The 19890-nt window shown below is 63.6% G+C and carries 22 protein-coding genes; 6 read left to right on the top strand and 16 right to left on the bottom strand.

Annotation, left to right across the window (positions count from 1 at the left end):
* Nucleotides 1–6: 6 nt before the first annotated feature.
* From RLQ26_00585 to RLQ26_00545, 9 genes are all read right to left on the bottom strand, one after another.
* Nucleotides 7–1464: an FAD-dependent oxidoreductase gene (locus RLQ26_00585; protein ID MEQ9087221.1), complete on the bottom strand. Its 1458-nt coding sequence runs from the start codon at nucleotides 1462–1464 to the stop codon at nucleotides 7–9.
* A 116-nt stretch (nucleotides 1465–1580) separates the two neighbouring features.
* On the bottom strand, nucleotides 1581–1805 hold the full coding sequence (locus RLQ26_00580; protein ID MEQ9087220.1) for a non-oxidative hydroxyarylic acid decarboxylases subunit D: 225 nt from the start codon (nucleotides 1803–1805) through the stop codon (nucleotides 1581–1583).
* The gene (locus RLQ26_00575; protein MEQ9087219.1) at nucleotides 1802–3271 is read right to left on the bottom strand and encodes a UbiD family decarboxylase; all 1470 of its coding nucleotides are present in this window, start codon (nucleotides 3269–3271) and stop codon (nucleotides 1802–1804) included. Before RLQ26_00575 ends, RLQ26_00580 begins: the two co-directional genes overlap by 4 nt.
* A gap of 64 nt (nucleotides 3272–3335) precedes the next feature.
* Entirely contained in the window at nucleotides 3336–4811 is a 1476-nt protein-coding gene (locus tag RLQ26_00570) for an aldehyde dehydrogenase family protein (protein ID MEQ9087218.1), read from the bottom strand.
* A gap of 137 nt (nucleotides 4812–4948) precedes the next feature.
* A complete protein-coding gene (locus RLQ26_00565; GenBank protein MEQ9087217.1) occupies nucleotides 4949–5326 on the bottom strand; it encodes a cytochrome c in 378 nt (125 codons plus the stop codon).
* Entirely contained in the window at nucleotides 5323–6927 is a 1605-nt protein-coding gene (locus RLQ26_00560; GenBank protein ID MEQ9087216.1) for an FAD-binding oxidoreductase, read from the bottom strand. The genes RLQ26_00565 and RLQ26_00560 overlap by 4 nt, the downstream gene beginning before the upstream one ends.
* Nucleotides 6928–6937: 10 nt before the next feature.
* On the bottom strand, nucleotides 6938–7636 hold the full coding sequence (locus tag RLQ26_00555; protein MEQ9087215.1) for a hypothetical protein: 699 nt from the start codon (nucleotides 7634–7636) through the stop codon (nucleotides 6938–6940).
* Nucleotides 7637–7642: 6 nt separating this feature from the next.
* Nucleotides 7643–8020 carry a cytochrome c gene (locus RLQ26_00550; GenBank protein MEQ9087214.1) on the bottom strand — a complete coding sequence of 126 codons (378 nt, stop codon included), beginning with the start codon at nucleotides 8018–8020 and terminating at the stop codon, nucleotides 7643–7645.
* Nucleotides 8020–9633 carry an FAD-binding oxidoreductase gene (locus RLQ26_00545; protein MEQ9087213.1) on the bottom strand — a complete coding sequence of 538 codons (1614 nt, stop codon included), beginning with the start codon at nucleotides 9631–9633 and terminating at the stop codon, nucleotides 8020–8022. The genes RLQ26_00550 and RLQ26_00545 overlap by 1 nt, the downstream gene beginning before the upstream one ends.
* Before the next feature lie 536 nt (nucleotides 9634–10169).
* Between RLQ26_00545 and RLQ26_00540 the strand changes: the two genes are divergently transcribed.
* From RLQ26_00540 to RLQ26_00530, 3 genes are read left to right on the top strand one after another with little or no spacing between them, the layout of a single operon-like run.
* Entirely contained in the window at nucleotides 10170–11417 is a 1248-nt protein-coding gene (locus RLQ26_00540) for an aromatic ring-hydroxylating dioxygenase subunit alpha (protein MEQ9087212.1), read from the top strand.
* Nucleotides 11417–11770, top strand: coding sequence for a hypothetical protein (locus RLQ26_00535; protein ID MEQ9087211.1), 354 nt, complete (start codon nucleotides 11417–11419; stop codon nucleotides 11768–11770). Before RLQ26_00540 ends, RLQ26_00535 begins: the two co-directional genes overlap by 1 nt.
* Before the next feature lie 13 nt (nucleotides 11771–11783).
* Nucleotides 11784–12275, top strand: a complete 492-nt coding sequence (locus RLQ26_00530; protein ID MEQ9087210.1) for a nuclear transport factor 2 family protein — start codon at nucleotides 11784–11786, stop codon at nucleotides 12273–12275.
* 16 nt (nucleotides 12276–12291) lie between these two features.
* On the opposite strand, the gene RLQ26_00525 is transcribed toward RLQ26_00530, so the two are convergent.
* The 6 genes from RLQ26_00525 to RLQ26_00500 form a co-directional block, all read right to left on the bottom strand.
* Nucleotides 12292–12942, bottom strand: a complete 651-nt coding sequence (locus RLQ26_00525) for a glutathione S-transferase family protein (protein ID MEQ9087209.1) — start codon at nucleotides 12940–12942, stop codon at nucleotides 12292–12294.
* Between the two features lie 11 nt (nucleotides 12943–12953).
* Nucleotides 12954–13562, bottom strand: coding sequence for a glutathione S-transferase family protein (locus RLQ26_00520; GenBank protein ID MEQ9087208.1), 609 nt, complete (start codon nucleotides 13560–13562; stop codon nucleotides 12954–12956).
* Nucleotides 13563–13691: 129 nt separating this feature from the next.
* A complete protein-coding gene (locus RLQ26_00515; protein MEQ9087207.1) occupies nucleotides 13692–14159 on the bottom strand; it encodes a YeeE/YedE family protein in 468 nt (155 codons plus the stop codon).
* Complete coding sequence (locus RLQ26_00510) at nucleotides 14159–14596, bottom strand: YeeE/YedE family protein (GenBank protein MEQ9087206.1); 438 nt, start codon at nucleotides 14594–14596, stop codon at nucleotides 14159–14161. Before RLQ26_00510 ends, RLQ26_00515 begins: the two co-directional genes overlap by 1 nt.
* Before the next feature lie 23 nt (nucleotides 14597–14619).
* On the bottom strand, nucleotides 14620–16401 hold the full coding sequence (sulP, locus tag RLQ26_00505; protein ID MEQ9087205.1) for a sulfate permease: 1782 nt from the start codon (nucleotides 16399–16401) through the stop codon (nucleotides 14620–14622).
* Nucleotides 16394–16768, bottom strand: a complete 375-nt coding sequence (locus RLQ26_00500) for a metalloregulator ArsR/SmtB family transcription factor (GenBank protein MEQ9087204.1) — start codon at nucleotides 16766–16768, stop codon at nucleotides 16394–16396. Before RLQ26_00500 ends, sulP begins: the two co-directional genes overlap by 8 nt.
* A 91-nt stretch (nucleotides 16769–16859) precedes the next feature.
* On the opposite strand from RLQ26_00500, the gene RLQ26_00495 reads away from it, so the two are divergent.
* From RLQ26_00495 to RLQ26_00485, 3 genes are all read left to right on the top strand, one after another.
* On the top strand, nucleotides 16860–17933 hold the full coding sequence (locus RLQ26_00495) for an MBL fold metallo-hydrolase (protein MEQ9087203.1): 1074 nt from the start codon (nucleotides 16860–16862) through the stop codon (nucleotides 17931–17933).
* A 135-nt stretch (nucleotides 17934–18068) separates the two neighbouring features.
* Nucleotides 18069–18434, top strand: coding sequence for a hypothetical protein (locus RLQ26_00490; GenBank protein MEQ9087202.1), 366 nt, complete (start codon nucleotides 18069–18071; stop codon nucleotides 18432–18434).
* A gap of 63 nt (nucleotides 18435–18497) precedes the next feature.
* A complete protein-coding gene (locus RLQ26_00485) occupies nucleotides 18498–19433 on the top strand; it encodes a DMT family transporter (GenBank protein MEQ9087201.1) in 936 nt (311 codons plus the stop codon).
* 10 nt (nucleotides 19434–19443) lie between these two features.
* Here the strand turns inward: RLQ26_00485 and RLQ26_00480 are convergent, their stop codons facing one another.
* Nucleotides 19444–19839, bottom strand: coding sequence for a cupin domain-containing protein (locus tag RLQ26_00480; GenBank protein MEQ9087200.1), 396 nt, complete (start codon nucleotides 19837–19839; stop codon nucleotides 19444–19446).
* Nucleotides 19840–19890: the final 51 nt, after the last annotated feature.

The raw sequence follows: 19890 nt of genomic DNA, 5'->3' as shown, positions 1-19890 counted from the left end.
AATCCTTCAGGCGAATTTCATCAGGAACCGAACGATCCGGCGCGTTCTGTCCGAGAAGAGGGTGTCGGTGTAATAACTTCCCGCAGCGCGCTTGATCGCCTCGCCGAGGGTGGGATAAGGCGCGATCATCGAGGCCAGCGCGCCCACCTTGATCTTCTGGCTGACCGCAAGCACCAGCGGCTGGATGAGCTCGCCCGCATGGGGCGCGACAATTCCGGCCCCGACGACGCGACCCCCCGGGCCGGTCACGATCTTGACCAGCCCCTCCGTCTCCCGTTCCGCCCGGGCGCGATCGTTTTCCTCCAGCGACCATGTCAGAGTCCGAACCTTGCCATAACGTTTCCGTGCGGCCGATTCGGAAAGGCCGACATGGGCAAGTTCCGGGGCCGTATAGGTCACCCAGGGAACAGCATCGTCATCCGTCTTGGCCGGCAGGCGGAAGAGTATGTTCCGGATCACGATCCCCGCGTGATAACCGGCAATGTGCGTAAACTGAAATTGCCCCGCCACATCGCCCACAGCGAACACGCGCCTATTGCTGACAGAGCGCAGCCGTCGGTCCACGGTGATACCGCGCCGGTCATAACTGACCCGTCCGGCTTCGAGGTCGAGCGTTTCCGTGTTCGGTTGCCGGCCGGCCGCGACCAGCAGATGACTGCCCTGAACCCGCTCCTGACCCGTTTCTGTCTCGAGCACGACGACGGGGCCGGCATCTCCTTGCTCGACGCGAACGATTTCAGCCCCCTCGACCAGGGAAACACCCTCGGCCATGACCCGGCGGCGCACGACGTCCACCAGCTCCGGATCGTCCTTGGGCATGATCCGGTCGCGCTCGAGCACGGTGACCCGCGCTCCCAGCCGGCGATGGGCCTGGGCCATCTCCATCCCGATGGGGCCACCGCCGACGATCAGCAGGTGATCGGGACGGGATGTCAGGTCGAAAATCGTCTCGTTCGTCAGAAACGGCACCTCGTCGAGGCCCGGAATGGGGGGCACACCGGCCCGCGAACCGGTGGCGACAACGATCCATTTGGCGGACACCCGGATCTTGCCAGCCTCGACCTCGCGCGGTCCCACGAACCGGGCGGCCGCGCGGATCACTTGCACGCCCAGGCCCGTAAACCGCTCTTCCGAGTCCATCGGCGCGATGGCGGCGATCACGCTTTTGACATGGCGGTTCACGCCGGCGAAATCAATTTCCGGTTCCGTGGCTGCGATCCCGAATGCAGCGCTGGCGCGGAACGTTTGAGCGGCCGCGCCGGCTGCGATCAGGGATTTCGAGGGCACGCAGCCCGTATTGAGGCAGTCACCTCCCATATCGCCCTTCTCGATCAGGACAACGCGGGCGCCCATTTGTACGGCGCCCGCTGCAACAGACAGGCCGCCCGACCCCGCCCCGATCACACAAATATCCGTCTGTATATGTTGAGCCATGGTGACGTCGCTCGCTTCATTATCGTTCAAGCTCGTTTTCGCCCAGCAAGCTGACAGCTTGGCACGGCTGAATCCACCGCCGCCTCTTCACACTAGACCGGCGTGATTTCAATTTTGCTTGAGTGCCCGGGGATCCGAGCCGACCCCTAGCGCTGGAGGGGCAGCTGTATGGGGTATTTGTCGGTGTCGTCCGGATCGATCTGGAAGAACGACTCCCGCTTGTCGGGGGAGATGGTGGTGCCGGGCTCTGAATCACGCCAGGTAAAGCGGCAGGTCTCGCAATTATGGACCGTCCAGACGATTGCGCCATCCTCGCGCCCCTCGTACTCGATCCGGGTGGATTCCGATTCGCATCTCGGACAGCGGATCACTGGCCCTCTCCCGCCTGGAGCTGCTGAATCTTCTGTGCCAACCGGTCGATCTCTTCGCCTGTCGGGGGCGAGACGATCCGCGGCGCCTCGGCCCCCACATCGGGCGGAAGCGGCGTGGTCGCATCGATGATCAGGTGGTGCCCCTTGCCCTGAACGCGCGCCGCCGGATCGATCGGCACCATGGCCATGTTGTCCAGCACCATGACATCTTCGGCCCGGGTACGCACGGAAAGGGCCCACATGACCTGGTTCAAATCGAAGGGGTCGATTTCCGCATCCACGAGAATCAGGTTCTTAAGATACATGAGGCCATGCGGCGTACCGAGCGCCCGCAAAGCCACCGATTTTGCAAAACCCGCAAAGCGATTTTTCACTGCGATGATGCCAGTGAGCCCATGCTGGTAGAGGGCATTGACCGCGGCAACTTCCGGAAAATCGCTCTTCAGCTTGGCGTAGATGGGGGCCGAGGTATTGAGGCCGATCAGCGTATCGTGCTCCGTCCACCCGCGCCCGATGTAGATATTCTCGAAAATCGGATCGTCGCGGTGCGAAATTGCCGTGACGCGGAAGGCCGGCACCTTGCGCACACCACTATAGCTGCCGGGAAACTCGCCGAACGGCCCTTCCAGCAGGCGCTCGCCCTGTATCAGCTCGGCTTCGATTACGATCTCGCTGTGCGCCAGGATATCCATCCCGTTGCCCGACTCGGTCAGGCTGATGGGCGCACCCATCATTTCGGAGGCATAAGCGAATTCGGACTCGTCATACCCCACGGGGGTGGCCGCGAACATCGCCATGGCCGGATGATTCCCCAGCATGATCGCGATCCGGAACGGAATGTTATCGCGTTCGGCCGCCATGATTTGCCGGCCCATATCGTGGCTGGGCACCGAAAGAAGGGTGATCAGATCGGGACCGTGAACCTGGATCCGGTAGATGCCGACATTCTGTTTTTCAAAATTCTCGGGCTCGTGCGGGTCGCGGCTGACGACATTGGCCTTGCCGATATAAAAGCCGCCGTCATATTCGTTGACCCGGTACAGCGGCAGGACGTCATAGAGATTGATGTCCTTCTCGATCCGGTTCTGATGAACGGGCGCCTCCCTGGCCGAAAGGCGCCGAAGGTCGGCCTTGGACGTGCCCCAGCGCCCCACGATATCGAAAAACAGCTCGCGAATGGGGGTGCCCTTGGGATGGCCTAGCAGCAGGGCGAGGTTGGAAAAACTGCCATGCACGCCGACCGCCAGGCGCTTGCCCGGATAGCCCCGGATCCTGTCAAACAGGATGGCCGGCCCATACATATTGTCGCGGCCGGCCGCGACAACGACATTGCGGACATCGGGCTCGGGCAGAACCGACTCGGGCCAGGTGATCGCCTGGCCGTGCGCCTTGAGAAGCGCAAGGAAATCCCGCAAGGATTCAATCCTGTCCGGTGACATGGCCGGTTCGATCGCCTGCACGCTCATAAGATCAGTCCTGTCTTGGCGTTGTTTTCCATAGCCGTTTCCGCCGGGCGCGGGTAATTCTGCCTCAGTGCCCGCCTCCCTCGACCGGGAGTTGCACCGTGATCCATTTCCATTCGGTCATGGCCTCGATATCGGTTTCCGTCCCCTCGCGCCCGAGGCCGGACTGGCCCATGCCGCCAAAGGGCACGTGCGGCTCGTCCTGCAGCGAGGCTGCGTTCACATGGACCATACCCGCGTGAATGCCCTGCGCCAGGATGAAGGCATTATTGACGTTGTTGGTAAAGATCGCAGCGCTCAAGCCGTATGACGTATCGTTGGCGATCTTGAGCGCTTCTTCCGGGCCGTCCACGATATAGATCGCGGTCACGGGACCGAAGGTTTCCTCGGCATAAACCACCATGTCGGGCGTAACGCCGGTGAGCACTGTGGGCTCGCACACATTGCCGGCCCAGTTGCCGCCCACGGTCATCCGGGCGCCCTTGGCGACCGCGTCGTCAATGTGGGTCTTGACCCGCTCGCGCTGGCGGTCGGAGATGATCGGGCCCACCGCCGTATCGGGCTGGCGCAGATCGCCGATCTTCATGCCCTTCGCGACCTCGGTGAAACGGGTGATGAATTCGTCAGCGATGGCGCGCTCGACGATCATGCGGCTCGTGCCCATGCAGGCCTGGCCCTGGAAGAAGAAGATGCCGGCGGCCGCCGCAGGAACGGCCACGTCGAGATCGGCGTCCTTGAGGATGATCGCGGGGCTCTTGCCACCCAGTTCCAGCGTCACCGGTTTGAGGTCGCGGCCGCAAATTTCGGCAATATGGCGGCCGACGCGGGTCGAACCGCAGAACAGGACCGATTTGACCAGCGGATGAGACGTAAGGCTGTCGCCAATATCGAAGGGGTTGCCGGTCACAACATTGAAGCTTCCGGCGGGGAACCCGGCGTCGTGGAGGATGCGCGCGAACCAGCTCGCTACCAGCGGCGCTTCCTCGGAGGGCATGAGGACGAAAGTGTTGCCGCAGGCGAGCGCGACCGAGGCCTGCTTGGCCGCCTTCACCAACGGCACATTGAAGGGCGTGATGCCCGCGACCACGCCGACCGGCTCGCGCACCGACATGCTGAAGCAGCCTGGCCGGTCGGAAGGAATCGTCTTACCCGTCAGGCGACGGGGCACGCCGGCAGCGGCACGAAACATGCGCACCGACATATCCACCTCGAACATGCATTTGGTGATCGGCGAACCCACCTCGTCGATGAGGATGTCGATGACCTCCTCCTTGCGCCGCTCCATCAGCTCGGCCGCGCGGAACAGCCAGACCTCTCGGTCCTTGGCCAGGGTCTTGCCGTAGGAGGCAAACGCCTCGTGTGCCGCGCGGACGGCCCGGTCCACATCCTCGATCGTGCCCTCGGCCGCCTCGGAATAGACGCGGTTGTCGATCGGGCTGTGATCCTCGAAATAGCGTCCGCTGGACGGGGGCACGGATTTGCCGCCAATCCATAAATCGGTCCGGGTGATTTTTCCGGCCTTGTCCTTTTCCATCACGCTCATTCGGTATTCCCTCCCTTCGGGTCCGCGCGGGCCGGAGCCGCCTTCCACCGCCGCATGGTCTCACATCAGCCCGCCAGCATACATGGCTTGGTGGCGAAATATTGGGCGCCGGGCCCGGGTCGGCAATTTTTCCGGGGTTATTCGCCGTCCCCAGCGATATGCCGGGCCACCGCAGCCACCTCGGCATCGGTCAGCTCCGTCGGCCGGAACCCCGGCATCCCCTGCAGGCCGTTACGCACGATCTCGACCACATAATCGGCCGGCAGGTCCGTCCGCTCCTGGAGGACCGCGAAATCCTCGCCCCGGGTTACCCCCAGAACAATGGTCGCGGGATGGCCGGGACCCGCGGCATGGCAACTGGCGCAGTGGTCGGCGAAAACCTTTTCTCCCGACGGGGCGTCTTCCGCGTCCGCCGGCAGCGCGGCCAGGCCGAGGGTGAGGCCGAGGGTGAGGCCGAGCGCCATTGCCAGGACGCGCCGGGCGCCACGCCGGTCAAGGAACATCAGTCTGGTCATGCGTCGCTATCTCCGGAGCCGGCCCCTTTGCGCGGGTGTGCGTCCCGCATCCGCTTGGGCCATATCCCCATCTTGCCGGGCGAGAGAATGCCGTTGGGATCAAGCGCATCCTTGATCGTTTCATGGAAGTCCCAGAGCGCCCCGTCGTTCCAGTCGTATGTGGCGGCGATATCGTCCATGAATTCCAGATGCGTGCGATATTCCCCATACCCTTCCGCCGCCGCCTCGCGGACCAGAACGGAGAACAGCTCCCGGGCGCGGGATTTTTCGTCATCATCCATCGTGTCATAGACGATCATGAAGATATGGTGCATCTCGCGCCAGCCGACGGCGAATTCCCCCACATAATCGAAGCCGAATTCCCGCGCCCGGTCCCGGATCATGTGAAACTGCTTCATCGCGTCGTCGCCCGTTGTCGGCGAGACGGGCGAGAAATCCAGATGCGCGCCGCCACCCGTCCAGTTCACGATTCCGAATTCCGTCATATTGGGCACGCCGCGCATCAGCTCGGCCCGGTAGACGAACGCGCCATCCCCCTTGCGATCCTCTTCGAGATACATTTTCGCCCCCGGTATCGACAGGAGCGCGTCCCTGACCACGGAAAGTCCGGCCTCCATGACCGGCGGCGGCCCGTATACGGCGCCGTAGAAGTTCCAGATGCCGATATCGAGATCCTCGATCATGCGCCGCAGGTTGCTTTCGGGCATGGGGCCGTCGCCATCGTAATACTGCGACCGGGTCACCTGGACCGATGCTTCCCAGATAGCGTGTGCCGTCACCGCCCCGTTGGGAATGATGGAATTGACCTTGAGAGGACGAAGCCGCTCGGTGATCGCATGCAGGTCGTCCTCGTTCTGGTAGGTGATCATGAACGGCGTCACACCCGGCGGCTCGGGCATCAGCCAGACGCCCATTTTGGTGACGACACCAAAATTGGACTGCGTGAAAAGGCCGTCCACGAAGGGGCCGAAGCCGTATTTGAATAATTGCCAGGTATTGTTGCCCGGCAGCGCCCCCATGCCGGTCCGCACCACCTCGCCATTTGCCAGCACGACCTCCATGCCGCAACTCATGGTGAAGTGTTCGCCATAGGGTGTGTAGCCCACCCCGTGCTCGAGCGCGTTGCCCACGACACTGCCCCAGCCCGGCGCCGCGCAATCGATCCAGAGCTTGTGGCCCCTGTCCTGCAGATAGCGATACAGCTCGAAATAGGTGACCCCCGGCTCAAGCAGCGCATAGCCGTATTGCTCGTTGACCTCGAGGATCCGGTTCATCCGCTTCAGATCGAGAACCACGTAACCGTTCTCGCGCGGCGCGGCCCCGCCATAGGCGAGGTTGCGCCCGGCCCCCACGGTCCAGAGTGGAATGCCGTAATCGTTGGCCACCTTGAGGATCTGCTGAATCTGCTCGACGCTGTCCGGCGCCACCGCGGCCGAGGCAAGGAAGAAGCTGGCCGGGCGGGGCGAATACTGGTCACGATAGCTGTTGAGCCCCTCTGTGGGCTCCACAATTACCCAGCGCGCGCCCACGATCTTTCGGAATGCGTCGAGTGCCGCCTTGAACTCGCTCGCACTCAGTCCCTGAGGCAGAATATCGCTCACCTGGTTCTCCCTAACTGTTCATCGTCTTGGCCGCAGGCTGAAACAGCCACGACACCAGGTGCACGCGCGATCGGTAAGCCGTGTTCCCGGGCGCGCCGGCAATCTCGCGGCGCACGCTTGGCGCAGGGCCCGTTTCCCCGCTGGCAATGGCACGGATCGCCTCCGCCGCCGCGTGCGGCCAGCTCTCCTCCCTGCCCGAGGACGGGGCCAGGGACGGGGCCAGGGACGCAGCCAGAGCCCGCACGGCGTCGGCCGGACCGGAAATTTCATGGCTCTGCCCGCCCGCGCGGCCCGGTCTATGGCGCGCCTGGAAGACCGGCACGAGCCCCGCGTCGCGGGCGAGATGCCGGAGGAGGACGAAATCGGAGTCCTGCGTCATGCCGAGAAGTGGCGTGTCGCCGCCGCGCAACTGATCGCCAAGCGCGGACCAGAATCGTCCGAGATCGCCCTCGAAGTCATGGCACCTCGCCGCCGCAAGCCCGCAGACCCGACGAGCCGCACGGCCGAATTCAACCGCCGGCGCATAGCGCGTATCGAAAATCATGACGGCATGGGGCACGCGGCCCGGCCGGGCCAGATCCGGCAGCCCGGCCGCGAAGGCGCCGATCGGCAGCGCGGCCACCGCCCCGCCCGCAGCCGCGCTCGCGAGAATCTGGCGCCGGCTGAAAAGGGTTGGCGCCATCGAATTTTTCGGGTCTTGCCTGGTCATGATCTTTTACTCCGCCGCCAGATACGCCGCGATCGCGTCAAGTTCTTCCGCCAACAGATCCGCTTTGCGATAGGGCGGCATCGCGCCCTGCCCCATCCGGACCACCTGGCGGATATAATCTCTCGTCAGATCGTCGCGCCGTGCGAGATCGGCAAACTCCGCCCTGCGGCTGGCAATCAGGGCCACGGTCCCCGGGTAACCCTCGGCCGGACGGTGGCAAGGCAGGCAGGCCGCCTCGAAATGGCTCTGCCCCTTTTCGCGGAGCGCCAGGGCCCCGGATTCCTTGTCTGCCGCCGCGCCTCTGTCCCCTTCAGTGTCTTTCTCGCCGCAGCCCGCGAGGAGCACGAGCAGCGCGGCCACCAGTCCGGCCCGGAATCCGACCATCAGCTCCCCTCACCCGGCGTAACGCCGTATTTCTCGCCATCCCGGTAACGCCTGGGCCACACGCCCTGCTTGCCGGGCGCGAGGATCCCGTTGGGGTCTATCGCGTCCTTGAGACGCTCGTGCAGCTTCCAGAGCGCATGGTCATTGTAGGAATACGTTTTGGCGACTTGGTCCATGAAGGAGATATGCGTGCGGTACTCGCCATATCCCGCCTCGGCCGACTCGTTCACAAGAATGCCGAATAATTCCCGCGCCCGTTCGCGGGTTGCGGGGTCCTCCCGATTGAAAACCAGAGCGAATACGTGACGCAGTTCGCGCCACCCGGCGACGAAGGCGCCCAGGTAGTCGAAGTCGTACTCGTTGGCACGGTCGCGGACCATCGTGTACTGCTTGAGCGCATCCTCGCCATTCAGCGGCGTGATCGGTGAGAAGTCGATATGCCCGCCCGAGGGCTCCCAGTTGACGAAGCCGAATTCCCGCAGATTGGGCACACCCGACATGGTCATGGCCCGATACTCGAACGCCGCGTCGCCTGCCCGGTCTTCCTGTGTCCAGACCTTCGCGCCCTTGATGCCCGAAAAGGCGTCGCGAATGACGGACCAGTTCGCGTCCATGATCGGTGGCGGCCCGTAAAGGGCGGCGTAAAGATTCCATTCGCCTATCTTCTGGTCTTCCTTGATCTGCCGCCTTGCGCTTTGCGGCAGGACGCCCGAGCCATCGTAATATTGCGATTTGGTGGTCTTGATCGCCGCTTCGAGAAACACGCTGGCGAATGTCGCCGCATTGGGCACCACCATGTTGATCCTGAGCGGCCTGAGGACATCGACCGCGGCCGCGATATCCTCTTCCCGCTCGAAGCTGATCATATAGGGCCGGTAGCCCGGCGGTTCCGGCATGAGCCACACGCCAAGCTTGGTCACGATGCCCAGGTTGGACTGGGTGAATACACCATCCACATAAGGTCCGAAGCCGTATTTGAACAACTGCCAGGAATTGTTGCCGGGCAGAGCCCCCATGCCCGTCCGGATCACCTTCGCGTTGGGCAGCACGACCTCCATGCCGCATTGCATCAGGAAATGGTCGGCATAGGGCGTGTATCCGACCCCGCGTTCGAGCGTGTTGCCAACGACACTGCCCCAACCCGGACTCGGCACGTCAAGCCACAGCTTGATGTCGTTTTTGCGCAGATGCTCATAGAGATCGAAATAGCTGACGCCGGGCTCAACCAGCGCGTAGCCGGACTCCTCGTTGACCTCGAGGATCCGGTTCATGCGCTTGAGGTCCAGCGTTACGGTGCCAGGCATGCGCGGCGCGGCAGCGCCATAGGCGAGATTGCGGCCCGTCGAAATCGGCCAGAGGGGTAGACGATAGGTATTGGCGACCTCGAGGATCCGCTGGATCTGCTCAACCCCATCCGGGGCGACCGCGGCGGAGGGCATATGATAATCGGGATCGACCACCGCGTAGGTGTCACGATACCCGTCAAGATCGTATTTCTCGTCGCGGTAGACCCATTTTTCGCCGACGATCGCGGTGATTTCCCTGAGTGCCGCCGCGAAATCCTCGGGACTGACACCGGCAGGTAAGGGTGGCGTGAAACTCTCGTCGGTCACCAGACCTCTCTCCCTCAATGTTGTTGCGCGGCCCTTGTTCGGACTGATCGCCGCGCTTTCGGTCGTTGCGGCCGGAGCCAAGGTAACGCGGCCGGCCGAAAAGAAAACCTACCCGCTGAAAAGCGATTCCACCAGCCCGCACCAAGGCCCGCCGGCTGCGGGTTCCGCCAAACGGTTCCGGCACGGGCTTGTTCCAGGATGTTTACGACCGACCGGGCCCTGGCGGATGCCCCTCGCCGGGTATCTACCCTGCCGTCGTGCCGGCAGGATAGCGAGACCGCCGCGGCAGGGAGCCCCCCGAAACGAGTGGCCGAACCGGCCCGGCACCGGAAGCCTGCGCGCGCGGCGCTGGGCACGCCGGGGGCAGGACTTTACGGAGGATTAATTTTACAGCGGATTTAAGGGTTTCGGGGACAGGCGGTTTTCGTGGTAAAAGTCCCTGAGAAAATCTGGCCCGGCCGGAGCGGCCCGTCCAGCGCTCCCGCGCGGCCGGCGGGCCCGGGAACGGTCCGAAGACTCAGGAGGGGAATGAACGAATGACCGACGTGACCGAAAGCCGCCATCGCTGGGCCGAGAAATTTCCGTTCCTCGGGACCAATCCGATCGATACCAGACAATGCTATTCAGCCGAGCATTTCGAGCTTGAAAAAGAGAAGATATTCAAGAAGGTCTGGTGGCAGGTCGCCCGGGTCGAGGAATTGCCGAAGAAAGGCAGTTACAAGGTTCGCCGGCTGGACTTCGCCGATACATCGGTGGTGCTGATCCGCGGCAAGGACGACAAGATTCGCGCCTTCCATAATGCCTGTTCGCATCGCGGCAACAAGCCGGTCAAGGAAACCTCCGATTGGGACACCTACGGCCGGGCAAGGGGGCTTGCCATCACCTGCCGCTTCCATGGCTGGGTCTATAATGCCAAGGGCGAATTGATGCTGGCGCCGGAACAGGACAAGTTTTTCGGCATCGACCCCGCGACCTGCGGCCTCACGCCGATCGCCTGTGACATCTGGAACGGGTTCATCTTCATCAATCTCGACCCGTCCCCCTCCCAGTCGCTCGGCGATTACCTGGGCGACATGGGCGATCACCTGTCCAATTACGACTACGGCAGCCTGCCTTACGTCTTCAAGTACCGGGCCTTCCTGAACGCCAACTGGAAAATCTGCTGCGACGCCTTTCAGGAAGCCTACCACGCCGCCACCATTCACGCCGGGACGTTCCCCGATATCTTCTATACGGCGGTCGAGAACGTGAATATCGCGGGTCCTCACCGGACGTCCGCCGTCTGCCTTAACCTCGAAACCATGAAACCGACCGCGGTCTCGACCATCACGAGCGAGATTTCGGAAAACTCCATCACCCAGCAGCGCGGCAAGAAGATGCTGCCCGAGCACGTCAACCCGACGAACCGGCCCGATTACGCGTTCGAAATGCCGGTGATTTTCCCGTTCTTCATGGTGGCGATCGGGGAAGGCGTGTACTTCACCCACATTTTCTACCCCATCGACAAGGACACCTGTGTCTGGGAAGGCGCGCAGTACATCCGCCAGCCCGCCAATTATCGCGAACGCTTTGCGGCCGAGCACGGCCAGGTGCTGCAGCGCGATGCCTGGCTCGAGGATACGGAGACCATGGAAGATACCCACGCAGCCGTGCGCTCCGGGGCCAAGCCGATCTTCAACCTCCAGGACGAGGAAGTGCTGGTCCGCCACCAGTATCACGCCGTCAAGCGCTATATCGAGGCCAAGCAGGATTTCTCGGGCCGCTTCTCCTGGGGAGACATGTAATGTCGGGTGCCCTACCGCAAAAATTCTCGGATCTCGAGCCGCTGGTCGATGAGGGGTGGTCACTGGCCACAATGAACCAGCGGATGGAAAAGCGGCGAACCAGCACGAGCGAAGAGCTTCAATCCTTTTACGACCGCATCATGCCGCGGGTCATGGATATCGTCGAATATATGGACCAGTTCGAGTATCCCGAGGCGCCCGAGGATGCCCACCGGCTTTTCTACCTGCTGCTGACCCTGGCCGAGATCGCCCCGCATGTGGAACAGTTCGGCGGGTCCCCCAGGGTTCCCTACTCGTTTGACGAAAAGCGGTTCGTCGTCGCCCATGGCGACGTGCCGGGCCACTGGGGGTAGAGGAGCGCCGGATTTGAACTCGGACGTCAGCCTGGAAGCGCGCATCCGCCGCCTCGAGGATGTCGAGGCGATCAAGCGGCTCATCGCTACCTACGCGATCGGCGCCGACCGCCAGAACGACCCGGCCGTCCTGCGCCAGATCTACGCCGACGACGCGATCTGGGAAGCCGAGGGCATGATGAAGTTCGAAGGGGCGGACGTGCTGTCGCGCGAGCTTCATGAATTCGGCAAGGCGCGCATTCCCTGGTCGCTGCATTACAATACCTCGCCCCTGGTAGAGGTGGCCGAAGACGGGCGGACAGCCACGATGTTCTGGTATGTCTGGGAGGTTGCCAACGTCACCCCCGAAGGCGGCGGGACGCCGGCGCCCAGCGTTGTCGGCGGCTGGTATGAAAGCTGGCTCAGGAAATTCGACGACGGGTGGAAATTCACCCATATCAAGCTGTTTCCTAAGCTCTTCAGCCCGCGCAACGCGCCGGCCTGGAACCTCGATCCGGCCGACTGAACCAGCCTGACGAGGCTTAGCCCCCGATCAGCGTGCGGAAGCGTTCGAGATTGGAGTCCGGCACGTGAGCGGCAGGGCGCGCGTAGCACCGCCCCAGCCAATCCAGGATGCGCGGAAAATCCCTGAAGTCATAGGGAACGAACGCCCCCACCACGCAATTGGCCGCGACATTGAGATCGACCAGCGTAAACCGATCCTCGATCAGGTACTCGCGGTCGGCGAGGCTGTTCTCGAGCACGGCGAGGGAGCGGGCCAGCTCGCCCATGATGGCGTCGAACTTGGTCTGTTCGCCATCGTCGCGCGCATAGAGCGCCACCATGACCGGTGATTCGATCTCGTTCACGGCCCAAAGGGTCCATTGGTAGAGGGCCCCCTCGCCCACGACATCGCGCGGCCAGAGAGAATCCTTGCCGTAGGCGCGGGCGAGATAGAGATTGATTGCCAGAGATTCGAAAATCCGGACTTCGGTGGGTCCGCTCGCATCCACCAGATAGGGCACCTTGCCGTTGGGATTGATCGCGAGAAACGCGGGCTCCCGCGTTTCCCCGGTGCGGTCGCTGATCGGGACCTGCTCGTAAGCGACGCCCAGCTCATTCAGCGCCCACATGCAGCGCGCGGCACGGGACTTGGTGATCCCGTAGAGCCGGATCTTTGGCTCGTCGGCCATGACCTGCCCCGCTAAGCCGCGACCTTGAGGCCGGCCTGGACCTGGGGCCGTGATGCAAGACGCGCGCGCCAGGCCGCGACCCGGGGATAGGCCGACATGTCGAAGCGCTCCACCACCGGAGAGGCGAGCTGCGCATAGCAGATGATGTCGGCGATGGAATACTCGCCCGCCAGGTAGTCGCCCGCCCCGAGTGCGAGCTCCATCGCACCAAGGATGGTGCGGATTTCGTTCTCGTAGAACGCTTCTATGGCGGTGGTATCGGCCTCGATCACATGGGCGCCGATGAACAGCACCGTCGAGGACGGCGCCAGATCGCTCGCCCCGGTCATCAGCCACTCGATCGCGCGCGCCCGGGCCGGCTGCGACGTCGGCAACAGCGCGCCCTCGCGCTCGGCCAGATACAGGAGTATGGCGGCCGACCCATAGATCGTCACCGGCGTTCCCGAGGCGTTATCCACGAGCACCGGGATCTTGGTCATCGGATTGAGCTTGCGGTACTCCTCGCTATGCTGCGCCCCGGAAAAGATATCGATCGGAACAACCTCGTAATCGAGGCCGAGTTCTTCGAGCATGATGGCGGGCTTCCACCCGCTCGGCGTGGGCGCGGCATAGAGTTTCATCGGGAACGCTCTCCAGTAATGTGATCAGGCCGGACGGCACTTAAACAGAGCCGGAGGCCGCTCGCAAGACGGGCTTCGCGGCGCCGGATCCGGATGCAGCGCTGGCACGGAATGTTTGAGCGGCCGCGCCTAGCCCTTGGCGGCCGCGGCCGGGGGTTGCGGGCGAGCGCGCATGATGACGCCATAAAGTGCCGAGCCCGCCACCATCGCGAGCACAAAGGCGATGACATCGCCTTCAAGAAATCCGCCCGAAAACCCGCCCAGACCAAGAGCGGCGATGGCCGGCCCCGGGCAGAAGCCCGAAATTCCCCAGCCGATGCCGAAGGCGATGGCGCCGCCGGTCAGGCGCGCATCGATCTGGCTGGCCGTCGGGATCTGGAACCGCTCGGCCAGCATCGGATGGGCACGGCCTGTGACGAGACGGAATCCGACGGTATAGACCACCAGCCCGGCCGCCATGACCAGCGCCAGGCTGGGGTCCCAATTTCCCGCAAGGTCGAAGAAATCCACCACCTTGCCCGGATTCGTCATACCGCCGATGGCGACGCCGAGACCGAAAATCAGCCCGACGACGAAAGCTGCGAGTGCCTGGCGCATCAGAATCCTCCCAGAACATGACGGATGACGTAGGTCGTGACCATGGCGGTGCCGAGAAACAGCACCGTTGCCACGAGCGAGCGCATTGACAGGCGCCCGATTCCACAAATGCCGTGACCGCTGGTGCAGCCGGAGCCGACACGCGTGCTGAAGCCCACGATGAAGCCCGAGACGATGATCCAGGGCAGGGTCGCGTCGATGCGGTAGGGGGAAAGATCGCCGCCCGCGAGGCGGAAGATCAGCGCGCCGGCGACCAGTCCGATCACGAACATGAGGCGCCAGAACCGATCTGACCGGGCCCCGCCATCGGGCGAGACAAGGCCGCCCAGAATGCCACTGACGCCGGCGATGCGCCCGTTAAGGGCCATCAGCAGGGTCGCGGCCAGCCCGATCAGCGCGCCGCCGACCAGCGCCGATATGGGGGTAAAGTTCTCCATGCGTATCCTCCGTCGTCTGGTTGTCAGATGGAATAGGCCGTGTCCGGCTGTTTTGAGAGTTCCCCGAGGCTTTGCACCGCCTCGTGGGTCGAGAGATAGACCCGCCCCGGAGCCAACAGCTTGAGCAAATCACTGCGCTCTAGCCGATCCATGACGGGCCCCTTTACCTCGGCCAGGTGCAACGTCACACCGGCGACCCGCAGATTTTCGATGAGCCGCTCCAGGGATTCCAGCGCGCTCGCATCGATCAGATTGACCGCGCTGCAGATAAGCACGACATGTCGGACGGCGGGCCGGTCGGAAATTTCCTCAAGCACCGTATCCTCGAGTTGTCCCGCATTGGCGAAATAGAGGTTCTCGTCAAGGCGGATCGCCAGCACCGCCGGATCCGTTTCGACCCGATGGCGGCGCACGTTGCGATAGTGCTCCGTACCAGGCACACGGCCCACGATCGCCACATGGGGCCGGCTGGTACGCCAGAGAAAAAGCCCGAGCGAAGTCATGATGCCGACCACGATGCCGAGCTCGACCCCCAGGAGCAGAACACCCAGAAAGGTCGCGACCAGCGACAACGTATCGCCCCGGTCGTAGCGGAACGTCTCGCGGAGCGTACTGAAATCCACTAGCGTAAAGACGGCGATGATCACAATCGCCGCCAGAACCGCATCGGGCAGGTAATAGAAAAGCGGTGTGAAGAAGATGGCCGCCAGCGCCACCAGGGCGGAAGAGATAAAGGTCGAGAGCTGCGTGTTGGCGCCCGCGTTGAAATTGACGACCGAGCGGCCGAAGCCGCCGGCCACGGGGCAGCCGCTGGAGAGCCCCGCGCCCAGATTGGCGATGCCGAGGCCGATCAGTTCTCGGTTGGGCTGTATTTTCTGCCGGCGGCGACTGGCGAGCGCCTTGGCGACCGAAACGCTCTCTGTATAGGCGATCAGCGCGACCAGGATCGCGGGAACGACGAGCGCGCCCAAGACATCCGTGCCGGGCCAGGGCAGCGAGAGCGCCGGGAGGCCCTCCGGAATCCGGCCCACGATCGAGACTCCCGCCCCCTCCGCCAGACCGAAATGCCACACGATCATCGCCCCCAGCGCCACCACGGCAAGCGGCCCGCCTCTTTTCAGCAAGGTGGGCACGCCCGAGAAAAGCGCCGGCAACTGGCGCCGGACGAGGCCGACATTCAGGCCGAGGCCGCGCTGGAAGATCACCAGCAGAACGAGGGCGCCAAGGCCGAGGCCAAGCGTCGCCGGGTTGGTCTCGGGCAGGGCGCGGACGAGATGGTAGATGGCGGCCACGATATTATCGGCACGCGGCACGCTCACGCCGAAGAGGTGCTTCAACTGGCTGACGGCAATCAGGATTGCGGCCGCGCTGATGAACCCGGACAGGACGGGGTGGCCGAGGAAATTCACCAGAAAGCCGAGCCGCGCCAGGCCCATCGCGAGCAGGACCGCGCCCGTGAGCATGGCCAGCATGGCGGCGGCCACCACTTTCTGCCCCATGTCCGCCAGACCCAGCCCGCCGATGATCGAGGCGACCATGATCGAGGCAACGGCGACCGGCCCGACGGAAAGGGTGCGGCTGGTTCCGAACAGTCCATAGAGCACAGGCGGCAGTACGGCCATGTAGAGGCCGATTTGCGGCGGCAGTCCCGCCAGCATCGCGTAGGCCATGCTTTGCGGCACCAGCAGGATCGCAGTGATGATCCCGGCGAGGACATCGCCCGACAGGTCTGCCCTTTCATAGCGCCGGCCCCAGCCCAGTGCGGGCACAACGGATTCGATCCAGGCAAGGGCCGCCCTAGTCATTGTCCGGTCCCCGCTGCGCCTTGCCGGCGCGTTCCGCAAACCCGTCGGGCGTGCAGAACAAGTCATAAAGCACCTCGATGAGGGGCAGCACGCGGCGATCCTCGAGCGCATAGTAGATCGCGGTGCCCTGCCGGCGGGTGGTCACGAGCCCCTCGGCGCGAAGCCGCGCCAGATGCTGGGAAAGCGCCGGCTGACGCAGATCCAGCGCTTCGGAAAGTTCACTCACCGACATCTCGCCCTGGACAAGTCGGCACAGCACCATCAGTCGATGCTCCTGGCCGAGTGCCCGCAAAAACGCGGCCGCGCCTTTGGCCTTGTCCTGCATTCCGGCAAACGCAGGATCAAAAGCCGGGTCGCGATCATGCACGGGGATTTTTTCTATATTCATAATTGCGAATATACGAATATTCGGCTAGAACAGCAAGATCAAAACACCGGACCCGAGGCTGGAGGCCCCCATGATTTTCCGGCAGATTTTTGAAAGCGTCTCTTCCACCTATACCTACCTGCTGGCCAGCCGGCCCGGCGGCGAGGCGCTTCTGATCGACCCGGTGATCGAGAAAACGGATCACTATCTGCGGCTTATCCGCGAGCTCGACCTCAAGCTGGTGATGGCGGTGGACACTCACGTCCATGCCGACCACGTGACGGCGCTAGGCGCCCTGCGCGACCAGACCCGGTGCCTCACGGTCATGGGCAAGAAGGCCCAGGTCGATATGGTCTCCATGCGGGTCACGGAGGGCGATCAGATCAGGGTCGACGACCTGGCGCTGGGGGTCCTGTACACGCCCGGACACACCAACGATTCCTACAGCTTCGTGATGCCGGACCGTGTGTTTACGGGCGATACGCTGCTCATCCGGGGCACCGGGCGAACCGATTTTCAGAACGGCGATCCCTATGATGCCTACGATTCGCTGTTCAACAAGCTCCTCAAGCTGCCGGACGAGACGCTCGTCTATCCCGCCCATGACTACAAGGGCGATACCGTGAGCTCCATCGGCGAGGAGCGCGCCTTCAATCCGCGCCTTCAGGTCGGCTCCGCCGAGGAATATGCCGAGATCATGAACGGGCTGAATCTGCCCAACCCCAAGATGATGGATGTGGCGGTGCCGGCCAATCTGAGCATCGGCATGAAGGAGTTTGCGCCGGATGTGGCCGCGCGCACGATCACGGCGGATCAGGCCCTCAACCTGTATGCCAAGCCCGACGTGGTGTTTGTCGATTTGCGCGAGCCGGCGGAACGCGATCGTGACGGGGCAATCCCCGGCTCGGTGCACGTGCCCTACACCAAGCTCAAGGACAGTCTGGGGCCGGGTGGTCTCTTCGACGCGCTCGCCGGACAGATGGACAGGAAACTGGTGCTCTTCTGCGCCTTTGGCGAAAGGTCGGCAATGGCGCTCGAGGAATTGGATACGGCCGGTACGCTGGGCGAGAAGAAGGCCAACGCGATGCATATGATGGGCGGCCTCGATGCTTGGGTCCGCGCGGGCGGGCAATACATCCTGCAATCGGCCGGTCAGGACATCTAGCCCGAATCAAGGCCGGCAGCCGGGCCAAAGCCGCCCGTCGGGTCATTGCGCCGGCGGGAAGGCGACCCGGCCTTGCCAGTGACCGGGCTTTCCCATAAACAGGGGCTGAACGCCAGCAGGCAGGAGATCGGTATCGTGACTTTGAAGCGCATTCGCCTGGAACTCGCCCGGATGGAAGGCTTCCCCGAGGGCAGCCACAACCACGGCTACGAATTCGTGGCACCCCTCCAGGAGGACGGCCATCTCGACATGGATGGCTGGCGCGAATACCGCCAGGTCTGCTCGGTGCACCGTTTCTGGGGCGACGAGGAACCCGAGACGGGCATCCTGCTGCATACGCCCGGGGGCAAATGGGTGTTTTCCTACGAAATCGGTGAAGAAGACGACGAGCCGATCTTCCGCTTCGACCGCCACGCGTTTGTCACCGGCGAATACGTCTCGATTACCGAGCATGACGGCGTGACCCGGCCGTTCCGCGTCGTTTCGGTCAACCCCGCCTGATTCTCCCGCTTTCAGCATTGTGCCACGCTGACCTGCCCGGCTCGACCCGGCGGAGGCCCGGCCATGAGTGAACGATTGCGCGTCCTGCACGGGACCATGATCCTGACCGCAACGCTGATTGCGTCCTCCTTTCCAGTCTCGGAAGCCATCGCCACCGCGCTCGCGCCGCAGGTCATCACCTTCCTGCGCTTCGCGGTCGCGGCCGTCGCCATACTGCTGGTGATTCTGGTGGGCCGGACCCTGCTTGACTGGCCCACACCCGGAGAGTGGCTGCGCTACGCCGCCTGCAGCGCCCCGGTCACGTTTTTCTTCGTGATCATGATGAGCAGCCTGCAGAGCACGTCGGCCCTGCACACGGGCGTCCTTTATACCCTGGTGCCGGGCCTGTCGGCCGTCTACGCCTATTTCCTCGTGGGCGAGAAAATCGGGCCGCACCGTGTCGCGGCCCTGGGTGTCTGCACGCTGGGCGCCGTCTGGGTGATTTTCCGGGGCGACGTGGGACGAATGCTGACGCTGGAAATGAATGCGGGCGATGCGTTGTTCCTGGCGGGGTGCCTCGTCATGGGGCTCTATGCGCCGTTTCTGCGCCGGTTCAACACCGGTAAACCCGCAAGGGTCGTCACGTTCTGGATCCTCGTGACCGGAGTGATCTGGCTTCTGCCCGTCTCGTTCGGCCCCATGCTGGCGACCGACTGGGCACGTGTCGATGCGGGCGTGATCGCCAGCGTCGTATATCTCGCCCTCTTCGTCACCGGGCTCACGTTTTTCCTCTACCAGTTCTGCACCCAGCGTCTCGGCCCGACCCGGGTGGTCGCCTATTCCTTTGCCACCCCGGTCCTCGTGGTGGGGATCGATCTGCTTTTCGGCAAACCCCTGCCGCCTCTGATCGTGTGGCCGGGGATCGTGATCGTCCTCGCCGCGATCGCCGTGGTCCAGACCGGCGCAAGGCCGCCCCCCGTGGCGACGGCGGGCAAGCCGGCGGCGAAACACAAGCGTTAGGGTGGCGCGGCTATTCGGCCGCGGACGTGGCCGGGTCCCAGGGCAGCGCCATCACCTCGCCCTCGCCCGTGCGCACCTCAACCGGTGCACGGGAGAGAGAGGCGACAATCCACATCTCCTCGTCCCCCGTGTTCGCAATGTCATGCACCACATTGCTCGGTACGACGATCGTCGTCTCGGGACCGAAATCGGTGCTCTGGCCGGCAATCGTGCACCGGCCATGGCCCTTGAGGACGACGATCACCTCTTCGGCCTCGTGGCGGTGCACGGGTGTGGCGCTATGGGGCGCGATGGTCTGCATCCACGTTTCCATTTCCCTGAGCCCGTCGATGGAGCCGGCGAGGGTCTGGTGGCGGATACCCGGAATCTCAACGGTTTCGCGCGTGCTGTTGGCGTAGATCGGCATGGATGTCTCCCGCTCGCTGCGCTTCTGAAATAATCGCAAGGGCGTCGTTCC

This window comes from Alphaproteobacteria bacterium, from assembly GCA_040220875.1.
Taxonomy (GTDB): Bacteria; Pseudomonadota; Alphaproteobacteria; order JAVJVX01; family JAVJVX01; genus JAVJVX01.
Note: the sequence above shows the minus strand (reverse complement) of the source record. Positions and strands in the feature narration are given on the sequence as shown.